This is a genomic window from uncultured Mucilaginibacter sp., assembly GCF_903913935.1.
Lineage (GTDB): Bacteria > Bacteroidota > Bacteroidia > Sphingobacteriales > Sphingobacteriaceae > Mucilaginibacter.
This window is the reverse complement of sequence record NZ_CAIWNH010000585.1, coordinates 15,022-30,386: the sequence shown is the minus strand read 5'-3', so window position 1 is coordinate 30,386 and position 15,365 is coordinate 15,022. Positions and strand designations below refer to the sequence as shown.

Annotated in this window: 13 protein-coding genes; 6 read left to right on the top strand and 7 right to left on the bottom strand. The window is 42.1% G+C overall.

Annotated features, from left to right (window positions below):
- Nucleotides 1-4: 4 nt before the first annotated feature.
- Both QZY09_RS23855 and QZY09_RS23850 read right to left on the bottom strand, forming a co-directional pair.
- A complete protein-coding gene (locus QZY09_RS23855) occupies nucleotides 5-463 on the bottom strand; it encodes a hypothetical protein (protein WP_295676994.1) in 459 nt (152 codons plus the stop codon).
- A gap of 119 nt (nucleotides 464-582) precedes the next feature.
- The gene (locus QZY09_RS23850; RefSeq protein WP_295676991.1) at nucleotides 583-1,368 is read right to left on the bottom strand and encodes a hypothetical protein; all 786 of its coding nucleotides are present in this window, start codon (nucleotides 1,366-1,368) and stop codon (nucleotides 583-585) included.
- Between the two features lie 218 nt (nucleotides 1,369-1,586).
- Here QZY09_RS23850 and QZY09_RS23845 point away from each other — a divergent pair, with 218 nt between their 5' ends.
- The 3 genes from QZY09_RS23845 (at nucleotide 1,587) to QZY09_RS23835 (ending at nucleotide 7,805) form a co-directional block, all read left to right on the top strand.
- Nucleotides 1,587-2,042, top strand: coding sequence for a protein tyrosine phosphatase family protein (locus QZY09_RS23845; protein WP_295676988.1), 456 nt, complete (start codon nucleotides 1,587-1,589; stop codon nucleotides 2,040-2,042).
- A gap of 135 nt (nucleotides 2,043-2,177) precedes the next feature.
- Entirely contained in the window at nucleotides 2,178-5,030 is a 2,853-nt protein-coding gene (gene leuS / locus QZY09_RS23840; protein ID WP_295676986.1) for a leucine--tRNA ligase, read from the top strand.
- Between the two features lie 279 nt (nucleotides 5,031-5,309).
- Nucleotides 5,310-7,805: a TonB-dependent receptor gene (locus tag QZY09_RS23835; protein WP_295676982.1), complete on the top strand. Its 2,496-nt coding sequence runs from the start codon at nucleotides 5,310-5,312 to the stop codon at nucleotides 7,803-7,805.
- 155 nt (nucleotides 7,806-7,960) lie between these two features.
- Here the strand turns inward: QZY09_RS23835 and QZY09_RS23830 are convergent, their stop codons facing one another.
- Nucleotides 7,961-9,778, bottom strand: coding sequence for a DNA mismatch repair protein MutS (locus QZY09_RS23830; RefSeq protein ID WP_295676979.1), 1,818 nt, complete (start codon nucleotides 9,776-9,778; stop codon nucleotides 7,961-7,963).
- Nucleotides 9,779-9,931: 153 nt separating this feature from the next.
- On the opposite strand from QZY09_RS23830, the gene rlmH reads away from it, so the two are divergent.
- On the top strand, nucleotides 9,932-10,405 hold the full coding sequence (rlmH, locus tag QZY09_RS23825; RefSeq protein ID WP_295676978.1) for a 23S rRNA (pseudouridine(1915)-N(3))-methyltransferase RlmH: 474 nt from the start codon (nucleotides 9,932-9,934) through the stop codon (nucleotides 10,403-10,405).
- Nucleotides 10,406-10,693: 288 nt separating this feature from the next.
- Nucleotides 10,694-11,617 (top strand): cation diffusion facilitator family transporter, encoded by a 924-nt coding sequence (locus tag QZY09_RS23820; protein ID WP_295676975.1) that lies wholly within the window; start codon nucleotides 10,694-10,696, stop codon nucleotides 11,615-11,617.
- A 71-nt stretch (nucleotides 11,618-11,688) separates the two neighbouring features.
- Here QZY09_RS23820 and QZY09_RS23815 read toward each other — a convergent pair whose 3' ends face one another.
- The 4 genes from QZY09_RS23815 to QZY09_RS23800 all read right to left on the bottom strand — a co-directional run bounded on the left by QZY09_RS23815 (nucleotide 11,689) and on the right by QZY09_RS23800 (nucleotide 13,897).
- Nucleotides 11,689-12,237, bottom strand: a complete 549-nt coding sequence (locus QZY09_RS23815) for a DUF5606 domain-containing protein (RefSeq protein WP_295676972.1) — start codon at nucleotides 12,235-12,237, stop codon at nucleotides 11,689-11,691.
- Nucleotides 12,238-12,347: 110 nt separating this feature from the next.
- Nucleotides 12,348-12,785, bottom strand: a complete 438-nt coding sequence (locus tag QZY09_RS23810) for a peptidylprolyl isomerase (protein WP_295676970.1) — start codon at nucleotides 12,783-12,785, stop codon at nucleotides 12,348-12,350.
- A 109-nt stretch (nucleotides 12,786-12,894) separates the two neighbouring features.
- Nucleotides 12,895-13,329 carry a hypothetical protein gene (locus QZY09_RS23805; RefSeq protein ID WP_295676968.1) on the bottom strand — a complete coding sequence of 145 codons (435 nt, stop codon included), beginning with the start codon at nucleotides 13,327-13,329 and terminating at the stop codon, nucleotides 12,895-12,897.
- Between the two features lie 25 nt (nucleotides 13,330-13,354).
- A complete protein-coding gene (locus QZY09_RS23800) occupies nucleotides 13,355-13,897 on the bottom strand; it encodes a hypothetical protein (protein WP_295676965.1) in 543 nt (180 codons plus the stop codon).
- A gap of 271 nt (nucleotides 13,898-14,168) precedes the next feature.
- Here QZY09_RS23800 and QZY09_RS23795 point away from each other — a divergent pair, with 271 nt between their 5' ends.
- Nucleotides 14,169-15,350: an asparagine synthetase B gene (locus QZY09_RS23795; protein WP_295676997.1), complete on the top strand. Its 1,182-nt coding sequence runs from the start codon at nucleotides 14,169-14,171 to the stop codon at nucleotides 15,348-15,350.
- The last annotated feature ends 15 nt before the right edge of the window (nucleotides 15,351-15,365 follow it).

Genomic DNA, 15,365 nt, shown 5'->3' with positions numbered 1-15,365 from the left:
CACTCTAGAGCGTTAAATTTTCAGCAACTTTATAATTGAGGTTAAGCGTTGGGCTTATTAAACTGATGGTAATATTATCATTAGTGGTAAACCCCGAAACCACGTTATTTACGCAGGAGAAACTAAACTTAAATGTTCCCGATATGGTGGCCGAACCTCCGTTAGCTGCGCCGGTATAGCTCATGGTTGTGTCAATTAATAAACTGCAATCAGGGTTGGTTAAGCTTTGTTGCACTTTCCCTTTGGTGTGTACTGCAAAAGAAGATGGCGAACTTAAACCGCCGGAAATATCCACACCTAAACCGCCGAATAACGACTGATCGATATTTAAAGCCACCTGGCTGGCAACATCCTGCGGCGCCAATTGCGGATCTGAGGTTGTTTTTGCAGCTTTTTTACATCCTGAATAAATAATTGCCGTCCCGGCAAGTACCAGTACTATAGCGCGTAGTTTTAATTTCATGATAAGATTGTTAAATTTTTACACAAATATATTAAAGATAAATTTAATAAAACAGGCAAATTATCCATAAAAAAGCTCCCCTCAAGTTATCAAGGGGAGCTTCTGTTGCTATTTAAGGTTTAAATAGTTGCCGATATTTTTCCGGTCAGCAGGTTTACATAGTAAATGCTGTCATAATAATCAACTTTAGCCATGTGGTTGCCTAAGAAAGTTAGGGTACCATATAAGGCATAGGCAGTTGTACCGCTAAGGCCTGTTGCCACAAAAACAGCTGTTCCGCTGGTAATGTCCGGCGGGGTTTGGTCTAAATGAACCTGCAGGCCTGATAAAGTAAATGAATTATAGGTAAGGCTTTTGCCACCCTTGGTACCGCGGTCAAGCACTATAGTGGCCTGTATCAATCCGTCAACGGTAACCAATGAATTGTTGGGGTTTAAACCGGTAACTTTATAGTTTTGGCTTAAACCATCAATAAAGCTGTAACCCGGAGCGGTACCCACAGTGGTTAAAGTATCCTGTGCGGTGTAACCAATGGCGCTGCCGTTATTACATACATAATAAAATGAAAGCCCACCAGTAGTGCTGGATTTAATGGTATCGCCTATATTGGTATTGTATGAAATACCATTGTTGATATAAAAACCACATGCATAATTGGTGCTGTTTACTTTTACCGTTGATGTTGAATTAGGCACCGAAGGCGTACTGATACCGTTGTATACGTTAATGCCGCCAAACTGCCCCGTTAACGAATGGTACAGGTTTAAGGCGATTTGGGCGCCCGCCGTTTGTTTGGTGGTAGCTGTAGTAGTGGCTGGTTTTGCGCTTTCGCTCTTTTTGCAGGCATTAAATAATATAGCTACGCCAGATAACAATATTATTGCGCTAAGTAATTTAGTTTTCATAAAGTGAGTGGTTTTAAGAGTAATAATTTATCGACATCTAAGTTAATGGATAAAATGCCTTTTTTCATCAAAAAATCAAAGAAAAAGACTAAACAGCACCAAAATTAACCCTAGGGAAATTAATACTTTCCTTATATTAAATACGGGAAAATTCTTCCCCTGATTATGGGCTTGCTTTTTCTAAATGATTGTCCGTTATTTATTTATATTTTTATTTCATGAGTTCTATTTACAACTTACGCCAAATTTCGGGGATGCTTGCTTGCTCCGGCCAGCCCTCAGCGGGACAGTTCCCCCTGATTGCCGCAGAAGGCTACCAGGTCATCATTAATTTGGGATTGGCAGATGGCAAATATGCGCTAAAAGAGGAAGGCGCCTTAGTTAAACAGCTTGGGATGACCTATCACCATATCCCGGTTCAGTTTGATGATCCGCAAACCGGCGACCTTATTGCTTTTTTCAAACTGATGAATCAACACACAAGCGACAAAACGCTGGTACATTGTGCAGCCAATTACCGGGCATCGGCATTTACCGGCCTTTATCTTTTTTCAACCGGCAGGCTTAACGAAGATGAAATGATTACCTTTATTGAAGAAGTATGGCAACCTGATGCCGTTTGGCAGCAATTTATTGAAGAGAGTGTCGATTCCTTAAAAGAGCAGAGGTTTTAACATTACAACCTTCCAAATTTCAACCCTTGCAACTTATTCCAACCTCTACAACCTCTCCAACTTATTCCAACCAAATCACTACCAAACTAATAGGGATTTTCTTAATTTCGCAACCTCACACGCCGGAATTATAAAATGGATTACCAATTTAAAGATATAGAGAAAAAATGGCAGCAGTTTTGGGCCGATCACCAAACGTTTAAAGCTGAAGACAAAACCGCCAAACCCAAGTATTATGTGCTTGATATGTTCCCCTATCCTTCAGGAGCAGGTTTACATGTTGGCCATCCGCTGGGCTATATCGCTTCTGATATTTTTGCACGCTATAAAAGGCTGAAAGGCTTTAATGTTTTGCACCCGATGGGGTACGACAGCTTTGGGCTGCCCGCCGAACAATATGCTATACAAACCGGCCAGCACCCGGCTATTACTACCGAAACCAATATTGCCACCTATCGTCGCCAGTTGGACCAGATCGGCTTTTCGTTCGACTGGAGCCGCGAGGTGCGTACCAGTTCGCCCGACTATTATAAATGGACGCAATGGATCTTTATGCAGCTTTTCAACTCCTGGTATAATAAGGATGCGGATAAAGCCGAAGCCATTACCAAACTGGTTGAACATTTTGAGCAAAACGGCTCGGCCGGTATTAATGCCGTGTGCGACGATGAAATTTCAAGGTTTACGTCGAACGAATGGAATGCTAAAAGTCCTAACGAGCAACAATCCGAACTGTTAAAATACCGCCTTACCTACCTGCGCGAAAGCACCGTAAACTGGTGCCCGGCATTGGGAACTGTTTTGGCCAACGACGAAGTAAAAGACGGTTTTAGCGAACGTGGCGGCTTCCCGGTTGAACAAAAAAAGATGATGCAGTGGAGCATGCGCATCACAGCTTATGCCGACAGGCTTTTAAAAGGCCTGGATACCATTGACTGGCCCGAGCCTTTAAAAGAAATGCAAAGGAACTGGATAGGGAAAAGCGTGGGGGCCAGTGTAAGATTTACGATAGAAGCCTCACCTAAATCCTCTCCAAAGGAGAGGACTTTAAAAAATGGTGAAGCTAACTCCCTCTCCTTTGGAGAGGGCCGGGGTGAGGCCATTGAAGTATTTACTACCCGGGCCGATACCATTTTTGGTACTACTTTCCTTGTACTTGCACCGGAGCATGAATTGGTAGCACCATTAACCACACCCGAACAAAAAGGCGCTATTGATGCTTATATTGCCCAGGCAAAAAAGAAGTCGGAATTGGAGCGCATGGCGGATGCGAAAACCGTTTCGGGCGCATTTACAGGCAGCTTTGCCATTAACCCGGTTAGCGGCGAAAAGGTACAGATCTGGATTGCTGATTATGTTTTGGCGGGTTATGGTACCGGTGCCGTAATGGCCGTACCATCGGGCGACCAGCGCGATTATTTGTTTGCCAAACATTATCATTTGCCGATCATCCCGATCATCGACATCCAAAATATCGAAACCGAGGCCGACCCAACCAAGGAAGGGCATTATATCAATTCGGGTTTCATTAACGGCTTAACTTACAAAGAAGCTACGGCGGCAGTAGTTGCCAAACTGGAAGAAATTGGCGCGGGTAAAGCAAAGGTAAATTTCAGGATGCGGGATGCCATTTTTGGCCGCCAGCGTTACTGGGGCGAGCCGGTTCCGGTTTATTTTAAGGATGGGCTGCCCTATTTGATTGATGAAAAAGACCTGCCGCTGGTATTGCCGGAGGTGGATAAATACTTACCGACTGAAAGCGGCGAACCGCCATTAGCAAGGGCAACTGGCTGGAATTACAATGGATTGCCCTACGAGCATAGCACCATGCCCGGCTGGGCCGGATCAAGCTGGTATTGGTACCGGTACATGGATGCCCATAATGACACGGCATTTGCTTCGGAAGAAGCTATTGAATACTGGAAAGATGTCGACCTGTACATCGGCGGGAGCGAACATGCCACCGGGCATTTGCTTTATAGTCGTTTCTGGAATAAGTTTTTAAAGGATATAGGTAAAGTAGTTGAGGAAGAACCTTTCAAAAAACTAATCAACCAGGGGATGATACAGGGGCGAAGTAATTTTGTATACCGCCTGGTTGATGAACTGGGGCGCGGTACAAATACTTTTATCTCACACGGCCTTATAAAGGGATACCATACTGTACCACTGCATGTTGACGTAAATATTGTCGACAATGAGATATTGAACCTTGAAAAATTCAAAAAATTCAGGCCTGATTTTGCTGATGCTGAGTTTATACTTGAGAATGGCAAATATGTTTGCGGCGTAGAGGTTGAAAAGATGTCGAAATCCAAGTTCAATGTAGTAAACCCGGATGACCTTATCGAACGCTATGGCGCCGATACCCTGCGTATGTACGAAATGTTTTTGGGCCCGCTGGAGCAAAGCAAACCGTGGAACACCAACGGCATTGAAGGCGTATTTAAATTCCTGCGGAAATTCTGGCGCATGTTTCATAATGACGCCTGGGATTTCAGGGTGTCGGGCGATGAGCCGACCAAAGCCGAATTAAAATCGCTGCATAAAATTATCCGTAAAGTGGAGGAAGATGTAGAACGCTTCTCCTTCAACACTTCAGTTTCCAGCTTTATGATCGCGGTAAACGAATTGACTGATCTTAAATGCAATAAAAGGGCGATCTTACAGGAACTGGTCATCGTGCTGTCGCCTTACGCGCCGCATATCTGCGAGGAATTATGGACTTTACTGGGCAACGAAGCCGGTACATTATCTTACACGCCATACCCGAAATTTAACCCGGCCTACATGGTGGAAGATGAATACGCCTACCCTATTTCCATTAACGGCAAAACCAAAATGAACCTCAATATTTCCTTAAGCCTCGACCCATCGGCCATCGAAGCTTTTGTATTGGCGAATGCTGATGTGCAGAAATATTTAGATCATAAAGCCCCAAAAAAGATGATCGTGGTTAAGGGTAGGATTGTAAATATCGTTTTGTAAAAAGGAATTCATCCGTTCAACCCCAAATAACAAATCAGGCGTTTGTGTTTATCAAACTCCGTGTCCTTTGCGATGCTCTCTGTGGCCTCTGTGTTAAAAAAATTAACCACGGAGACCACAAAGGAGGCACTAAGGCCGCAAAGTCTGTTAATCTTTGTCTTTTTGACCTAATATCCCCGCCGTAACGAATTAATTACAATTACCATTTGATGACAAAATTAGCTGGTATGCTTGTAACATTTCAGCTATTTTCGCCTCCAATTAAAAAAATCACACGAAATGAAACGTTTTTATATATTTTTTGCATTCCTGTTTTCTGTAATAACGGCGAACGCCCAGTTCGGCGTTGGCGGCGGTGGCTCCAGCATCGTTGGGAAAATATCGGGTACCCTGATTGATTCCATCTCCAAAAAACCGCTTGATTATGCATCGGTAGGTTTATTCCGGGTTGGCGGCAAAAGCCCATTATCGGGTTCAATAACTGACGCTAAAGGTAATTTCAGAATTGACGGTGTACACCCGGGTAATTATAACCTGGTGATCACTTTTATAGGTTACCCAACAAAAACAGTAGGTCCGTTTACCACAACTGATTCAAAACCAGATAAAAACACCGGAGTGATCAATGTTTCGCCGGGCGCGAAAACGCTAAAAGAAGTGACCGTTACCGGGCAGGCAAATTTGATCGAAAATCATATAGATAAAATCGTATATAATGCCGAAAAAGACCTTACCTCTACCGGTGGTAACGCCAGTGATGTTTTGCAAAAAGTTCCGATGGTGTCAGTCGACCTCAATGGTAACGTAGCTGTTCGCGGCGACCAGAATGTTAAAGTATTGATCAACGGAAAACCGTCTGGCGCTACCGCTGCAAGTTTATCAGATGTATTGAAAACTATTCCGGCCGCACAAATCAAAACAATTGAAGTGATCACTAGCCCTTCAGCTAAATATGATGCAGAAGGTTCAGCTGGCATTATCAATATCATCACCAAACAAACCAATATATCGGGTATCAGCGGTTCGGTTAGCGGTGGCTTTGGCACACGTCAAAACAACGGTAACTTCAACCTCAACTATAACAAAAACAGGTTTAGTTTATCTGTGAATACAGGCGGTAACCTTACCTGGCCGCAAACGTCCATCAGTGATTTTAACCAGCATTTTCAATATGGAAATACCAATGTGGCTCAAAGTTCAGACGGCACAAGCCTTGTTAAGCGCTATGGCACCATAAGCTCTGTAACTGCCAGCTACCAGTTTAATGCTTTTAACGATATCACATCAACGTTCCGCTACAACAAAGGCGGTTTCAATACAAATTCAAATAATACATCAACCAGGACCGATTACAATCATCCGGATTCAAGCTATTCCTATCTTAGCAATACATTGGGCCATAATTCATTTGGCGGGTTTGACTGGACTATGGATTACACGCATAAGTTTAAAAAAGAAGGCAATAACATCGTGTTTTCAGGTGAATGGAGCCACAGTGAGATCATTACTGATTTTACCGACTATTTTACGCCCCAAAAGCTAACCAATGTCAAAAACAACATCGATGGAATAAATAATGAGTATACTTTCCAGGCAGATTATACACTCCCGGTTAATAAAGTATTAAAGGTTGAAGCCGGCGCGAAAGAGGTTATCAGGCGCTTAAGCAGTAATTCTCAGGCCTTTGATCCATCGGGGAATGATTTTGTTTATGATCCGCTTACGTCCAGCGTTTACGACTACAACCAGAACGTGACAGCAGGCTATACCGTGCTCACATTCACTCTGCCTAAAGGATATTCAATTTTAGCAGGTGGTAGGGTTGAGAACACTAGTATTCACGGCGATCCGCAAAGTGCCGGCGAAACGTTTCTGACACCATTCAATAGCGATTACCAGATTTACATACCCAGCTTAACCCTTCAAAAACAAATTTCTTCAACACAAACGATTAAATTAAGCTATAGCAAACGTATAACCAGGCCAAGCCTTCAATTTTTGAACCCTTATGTAAGCCAGACCAATAAATTGGCACAAACGGTGGGTAACGTTGCTTTATCGCCAGAAGTATCTCAAACAATTGATTTAAATTACAATACCTTCATCAAATCTTCATTGCTTAATTTTTCAATTTATTACAGGCATATTGACGGAGTAATTGAAAACATTGCAAACCATATTGTAGTAGATAGTTTAATCGGCACACTTACAAAATACCAAAATGCTGATGTGAACAACTCATTCGGTTTTAACTTTTTCACGTCCATAAATCCTATTAAAATATTAACGCTGCGTACCAATATCAACGTTTATACTTATAGCCCCACGCCCTATGCACAGTACGCTTACTATTTTACCAATACCGCAACAAAGGTTCAGTACAATATATTTTTAAGTGCGTCTGTTACCTTACCAAAAGACCTGGTAGCCGAATTGTTTGCACTGGAAAATTCGCCAAGGTACACTCTTCAGGGTCAAAGCCCTTCGTTCAGCCTGCTTGGTTTGGGTGTAAAAAAACAATTCCTGAATAAAAAGGCTTCGATTGGTATCAATACCCTTGAACCATTTAATAAATATAAAAACTTTAATTCCACTACTACAAGTCCAGGGATTACCCAAACCAGTCATTTTGCGTTTCCATTCCGATCAGTGGGTGTAACGTTTAGCTACAGCTTCGGTAAGTTAAAATTTGCTACCCCTTCCCAAAAGAAAGGTGATGTTGACGAAGAGAAACAAGGCGACCAGGGAATCGGCGGTGCCGGTGGCGGTCGGTAATGTGCATATATGCAAATGTGCAGATGTGCGAATGATGGATTGATGTCCAAACATTCGCACATCTTCATTTGAGCTATCCCGCATCCATTGTCCTAAAAATCCCCACATCTGAAATCAACACATCTGCACATCTGCACATCTACTCATCTGTAAATCTACTCAGCCTCCACATCGATCCCTATTTGTTTCAGCAATAAGGATGCGTTAAAGGTTTTGCACTCCCCGTGTTTCATTTTATAATCAAACAACATTTCGCCGTTGACTACCTGGATATCAAAATAAAAATTGCGGATATAGACCGGGTATTTTTTCTCCAGTTCGGCGATCTGCAGATCGTGGGTGGCCACCATGCCCACGGCCTTTTTACTGATCAACCGCTCTATCACCGCTTTTGAACCCAGGTATTTATCAACAGAATTCGTTCCCCGCAGCATTTCGTCTATCAAAAAGAAAATCTTTTGGTCGCTTTCAACCGCTTTCAGCAGCATTTGCAGCCTGTCGAGTTCGGCTTTAAAGGTAGAGGTACTTTCATTTAAAGAGTCCTTGATGCGCATATAGGATAGAATGGTCATTACCGACACTTTCATGTAATAAGCGCATACCGGCGCACCGCAAAGCGCCAAAACCGTATTGATACCTGCGGTACGCAAAAAAGTACTTTTGCCGGCCATATTGGAGCCGGTGATGATATCGATATTAAATGCACTATCCAGTTCATAATCGTTTTCAATCCTTTTTGCCCTGCTGATGAGCGGGTGGGCCAATCCTTTTGCGGCTAGGGTATAAGCGGGACCACCAGCAATTTCCGGGAAACACCAGTCCGGGTAATTGATGTGTAAACTTGCCAGGCTTACCAGCGCTTCATATTCGGCAATAGCGTCGAATGCAGCTTCAAAATTTTGGTTATTACTTTTCTTCCATTCTTCAATAGCTATTACCTGGCGCAGGTCCCATAAAAAAATCATGTTCAAAACAAAACCGACCAATAAATTCAGCCGGTAATTTAGCTTATTAATTAAAGCGGAAACGTGTTTTATATTTCCTGATAAACCACCTCCTCGTTCATTTTTCAATTTAGCATACAGCTGATTAAGGTAAACTGATTTCCATTCCTCCTCCTCAATGCTTTTAAAGGCAGAAAAAAAATGATCTAATGTTTTACCAATTCTGCCTGCTATCAAATCAGTTTTCTTCACAATTTCACCTCTTGCTGAAACAATTCGGTAGTTAGCCATTGCTAAAATTGGTAGAAAATAGCCGGCAGGGAGATAAAAAAAACTTATGATAAATAATACGGGAAACATCCAGGGTGCTATGATTAAATAAGATTTAATCCACTTTGAATCCTCGAATTGAAGGGGCAATTTTAAATATGCCAGCATATTTTTTATTTGTTCCTTTTGTTGTTTCAAACAAAATAAGAGATGTGCCTGAAAATCGAGTTTCCAATCATTTTTACCTGCTATTTCAGCAATAGCTTCCTGTCGCAACCTAATCGTTTCTTTATCTGCCGGCCCGTATAACCACTTGGCAAGCTTCACCATTCCCGGCGGGGTGGCTGCACGATTAATCATTTGATAAAGAGAATTATTCCCAAAAATGTCGAGATCCGATAGGTAAAAGTGTTTGTCGTTTATAAAAGCCGAACCATTATCATAAACATTAGAAAAAGTTTGCATGCTTCCGTATTCATTTTCATTTACTTTTTTAATGTCCAGCCAATAGTTTTTCAAAACTTCAAAATGTCCTTGTTTTTTTACGAGCCAGCTAAAGCAAATTACAACTACTATTAATGCCAAAACAATGATAAATATGGTATCCGTATATATAGCAAGGCAAACACTTAATATAAAAAAAGCAAATACACCTAACCTGTATAATGAATAAGTTTCGGCAAGTTTTGCATATTTTGCAGTCTCGTCGCCGGCAAATGATGCCCGCTGTTTATAATCGTTAATTATTTCCTGATCCATCTGTTATATTAAAAAAGTAATGCCGAAAGACCATTCCACTTCGGAAAGCGCTGGTTTTCATGTCCGCCAAACTTACCAATTCACCATTACACATTTCAATCTATTTTAACATCTTTACAGCAATATTCCAGCATTTCAACTTTACAACGTTCCATGAAGATCACTTTTATAACCGTTGGTAAAACCGTTGACAGCTACCTGAAAACGGGTATCGATATTTACGTCAGCAGGTTAAAACATTATACCAAACTGCAACTTATTGAAATTGATGAACTAAAAAACACCAAAACGCTAACCCGCGAACAGCAAAAAACCAAAGAAGCAGAATTGATACTTAAAAAAATATCACCCCTGGACCATGTGATCCTGCTTGATGAAAACGGCGCTGCGCTCACCTCGACCCAATTCGCCGCCTATATCAATAAAAAAGCGGTCAGTTCAACATCCAACCTAATATTTATTGTCGGTGGCCCATACGGCTTTGATGCGACTGTTTACCAGCGGGCTAATGACAAGATCTCCCTTTCGGCCATGACCTTTTCCCATCAAATGGTGCGCCTGTTTTTTGTCGAACAATTATACAGGGCATATACGATCATTAAAGGGGAGCCATATCACCATGAGTAAATTGTGAATGGTGAGTTGTAATTAGCGAACGACAGGCAAATAACCCACGTACCAACGGTACCCGCAAAACATGACGCCTCGTTAGAGGCTACCGCTTTGTAGCCCTTTACAAAAAAGAAATATTGCCTCGTTAGAGGCTACCCTTCGCGAATTGGCTCGCGGGAAACCCATCAAAGCATACGACCGAAACATTAATTACGCTGTGAAATATGCGTTACTGTTGCTGATATGGTACCATATCTTTTTTTGACAACATTTTAATTTACGCTTTTTTACTATTTTTGCCAAATGTCAGACGGTCACGATCATTCGCACCACCACCATCACCACGATCATACCCCTAAGCTCGATCATCTGAATTCGGCTTTTATCATCGGTATCATTTTAAATTCGGCATTTGTCGTCATCGAAGTCGTAGCAGGTTTCTTAACACATTCGCTTTCCCTGTTAACTGATGCAGGGCATAACCTGAGCGACGTTGCTGGCCTTGCCCTTGCATTGCTTGCCTTTAAACTTACCAAAGTAAATTCAAACAATAATTATACCTACGGATTTAAACGATCAACCATTATGGTATCGTTTTTTAACGCATTGATCCTGTTTGTTGCTGTTGGATTTATCGGCTATGAGGCAATCACCCGTTTTATCGAACAGGAACCTGTTGATGGCGGCACAATGGCCTGGGTATCACTCATCGGCATTGGCATTAACGCCTTTACTGCCTGGCTTTTTGTGAAAGATAAAGATAAGGACCTGAACGTGAAAGGCGCTTACATGCACATGGCTATTGATGCTATCGTTTCATTCGGCGTGGTGATATCCGGTATCATTATCTATTTTACCCACGTCTATTGGATAGACAGTGCGGTGAGCTTAATTATTGCTATTGTCATATTAAGAGGAACCTGGAGTTTATTAAAGGACAGCCTAAGGCTTGAAATGGATGGCGTACCTACTAAAATAGACCTCGAAAATATTAAAAATGAATTATTAAAAGGCAAAGGGGTGGTTGATGTACACCATATGCACGTTTGGGCCCTTAGCACTACTGAAAATGCCCTGACCGCCCACATTGTGATCGCGCCGGAGTATATTTCAACTTTCGATGCCATCAAACGCGATTTGAGGCATCGTTTAGAACACCTTGATATAAACCATTGCACCCTCGAACCGGAATTTTCAGAAGCGGAATGCAAGCAGCCTGATTGCTGATTCAGAAATTCAATATAAATAAAAACGCCCCGGAACAACCAGGGCGTTTTTACTTTATATTGAATTTTTTATTACGCTTTTTTAGCAGCCGGCTTCTTTGCCTTTGCAGGAGCTTTTTCAACCCCAGCCTCTTTAGCCGGTTTTGCAGGCGCTTTCTTAGCCGCAGATTTTGTCGATTCTGCCACAGCAACAGGTTCTTCTACGGCCACCGGCTCTTCAGCCACGGCAGTAGTTGGATCAGCTTCTGTAAATAATGGCAGGTCTTTTATGATGGAATACCAGTTAAGTACCTTTTTCATATCCGAGGCGTAAACCTTTTCCTCATCATGGTCGGGCGCTACTTCCCTGAAAAAATCCCTAAGCTTTTTACCGTCAGCCTTGGCATCTGGTACATTTGCAGCGTTTTTCATTCTTTCGAAAACATCCACCAGCTTAATATCTTCATCTTCCCCAAAAAGGGTAATTTCGTTCAGCGCCGCAATTTTTGCGGTTGATATATTGGCCACCATTTTGGTCTTCAATGCATCAAGGCTTTCCAAAATATAGCCGGTTTTATTTTGCGCCAGCGCTTTCCATAGTCCAGGTTTACCTGATACTGCTACTATTCCCAGTAAATTCATTTGTATGTTGTTGTAAGGGTTGTAATATGTTGTAAAGGTTGTAAGGGTTGTCGCACCATGCTATTGATTTTTAACATTTGCAACCTTTACAACCACTACAACTTTTACAACTAGTCTTCAATTACCTCTATCCCTAAAATCTTATCGCCTTTTGCAATGGCATCTACTATATCTACGTTCTCGATCACTTTACCAAAAACGGTATGGTTCCTGTCAAGGTGTGCGGTATTGGTGCGGTTATGGCAGATAAAAAACTGCGAGCTGCCGGTATTACGGCCTGCATGCGCCATCGATAATACACCACGATCATGGTATTGGTTATCGCCGGTTAATTCGCAATCAATTTTGTAACCTGCGCCACCTGCGCCGGTACCGGTTGGATCGCCGCCCTGTACCATAAAATTAGGGATCACGCGGTGAAAGATCACATTGTCATAGAAACCTGATTTAGCTAATTTTTTAAAATTGGCTACAGTGTTTGGGGCATCCTTGTCGAAAAACTCAACGGTCATGTCGCCCTTTTCGGTTTTAATAATGGCTTTGCTCATTTTTAATATTTAATGGATGGCAAAGGTAGTAAAAAACAAGAAAGGTAAAAGAGGGGAAAAGAGGTAAAAGCGGAAAGGTTAAAGGCGAAAACTGAATGCGGTAAAATTGTTACTTATATTTTTCGAAGTAGGCTGATATGGTATCGTAAATCTCATTGTCTTTACCGGCAACAAACCGGGTACCTATCGTTATGTCGACCCCATGTTCCAGCGCAAATCTGATAAATATTCCATTTCTAGCCTCACCAAAATCCATATACAATATGTCTTTCCAATAAACAATTTTGTTGCCAATAAAATATTGCAATTTCTCTTTGTCCAATTCAAGGGCAGTTTCCCCCCGCTGCATCGGGAGAAAATATTTGCGTATTAAATAAGTGAGTATTCCGCAAATTGCCAGAAAGAAAAAACCAAAAAGCAGCCAGGCCTGGCGATCAGTAGTATCAGTCGCTATCATAAACACGGGGAAAGCCATCATTGCTAAAGAGAGCGAAAAGGCAAACCAGATTTGATATTTACTGTAGGGGTACTTTTTAACTTCCATTTCTTTCTTTTACGTTTTTATCTTTTCAAAAACTTGCACCCAATTCAACAAACGTTACTGTAAATAATTTAATCTTCACATTGTATTCAACTTTGGCCTTTCTATTAAAGTTAAAACCTTGGTTTGCTGTTAAGGGTTCAAATGGGGTACTCATCAATTCTTTCACAAAACCTTTGAACCAGTCATCACCAGCATGTTCACCCAGTGTAAAAACAAAGTAGGCCATTTTATCTAAATTCTTGTTTAGCAGCTCCTTTCCGGGGCTAAATGCAAATGTCCACTTTGCTATTCTAAGCATATCTTGCGTACCAATTAACTGCAACTCATTGCCGTTTTTGTCTTGCCCAATGAAATTTGGCTCGCCATTCACATCGCCTTCTTGCTTAAAAATCATCGTACTATCATAAGCAGCAATCTTATCAATCAACACCGAACGATCCATTTCTAACCCAGCTTTCACCACTGGCGGAAGAGAAACGTTATTTTGAGCCTTAACTGCGTCAATGCAACACAAGAAAAATACGCCTAACAAAAAATGCTTAGTTTTCAATGGTGGAAAAGGTTTCATAATTTGATTTTCGTCTAAATTATAAACTTTAATATTTATCAGTAGTAATTTCGAAGAAAATCAATTTTAAAATATCCGTTGCTTGCGCCATCAAAATAATACCCTATCCAATTATTCGTTATATTTGAACCTGGCAATAAGCGAAAACATGGAATATAAAAAACACCCTTCACCTTTTACCTTTCAGCTTTCGCCTTTCACCAAATACCTTTTAGCTTTCGCATTTCTGCTTTTGCCTTTGATCAACAGGGCCGCATCGATCCTCATCCCCATGGATGAGGACCAAAAGGACCATCTGAAATCATACGGTATTGCTTTTTGGGTGTTGAAGAACGGTGAAGAAATTGACTGGCTGCTCAATTACCGCGGCGGCAGCTTCCTGACCAAATATGAGCAGAGAATTGAGGATGAATGCAAGATCCGCGGTGTAAGTTACGAGGTGATCACCGATGGTAAAGTAAACCAGATCATTACCGAAGTAAGCGACCCTTCCGTTAATATGGACGTAGTAAAGCTGGAAAAAGCGCCCAAAATTGCCGTTTATTCGCCCAAAAATAAGTTGCCCTGGGATGATGCTGTTACCCTGGTTTTAAAATATGCCGAAATACCATATGATGTTTTGTACGATGAAGAAGTGATCCGCGGCGACCTGCCCAAATACGACTGGCTGCACCTGCATCACGAAGATTTTACCGGGCAATACAGTAAGTTTTACGGCGCCTTCCGCTTTGCCGACTGGTATAACGAGGACCAGAAGATCCAGGAGGCCATGGCGCATAAACTGGGCTTTAAAAAGGTATCGCAAATGAAACTGTCCGTTGCGCAGAATATCCGGACGTTTTGTGCCGGAGGTGGTTTCCTCTTCGCGATGTGCTCAGGCACCGATACCTTTGATATCGCCCTGGCCTCAGCCAATACGGATATATGCGGGCCGATGTTTGACGGCGATTCTGCCGACCCTGACGCTCAATCCAAACTGGATTTTACCCAAACTTTCGCCTTTCAGAATTTTACGCTGGATATGAACCCCATGTCGCACCAGTTCAGCAATATCGATGTTACAGCCACCCGGCAGACAGACCGTACGAAGGATTTTTTTACCCTGTTTGATTTCTCGGCAAAATGGGATGTAGTGCCCAGCATGCTCACCCAAAACCATGATAAAGTGATCAAAGGTTTTATGGGTTTAACTACCGCCTTTAATGAAAAAATGCTGAAGCCCGGCGTTACCATTATGGGCGAAATGAAAAGCAACAACGAGGCCCGCTACATCCACGGCGAATATGGCAAGGGCCAATGGACATTTTATGGCGGCCACGACCCGGAAGATTACCAGCACATTGTAGGAGACCCGCCTACCGATTTGAAATTACACCCCAACTCAGCAGGTTACCGATTGATCCTGAATAATGTATTATTCCCCGCCGCAAGGAAGAAGAAGCAGAAGACCTAAAGAACAGCCCCCCGG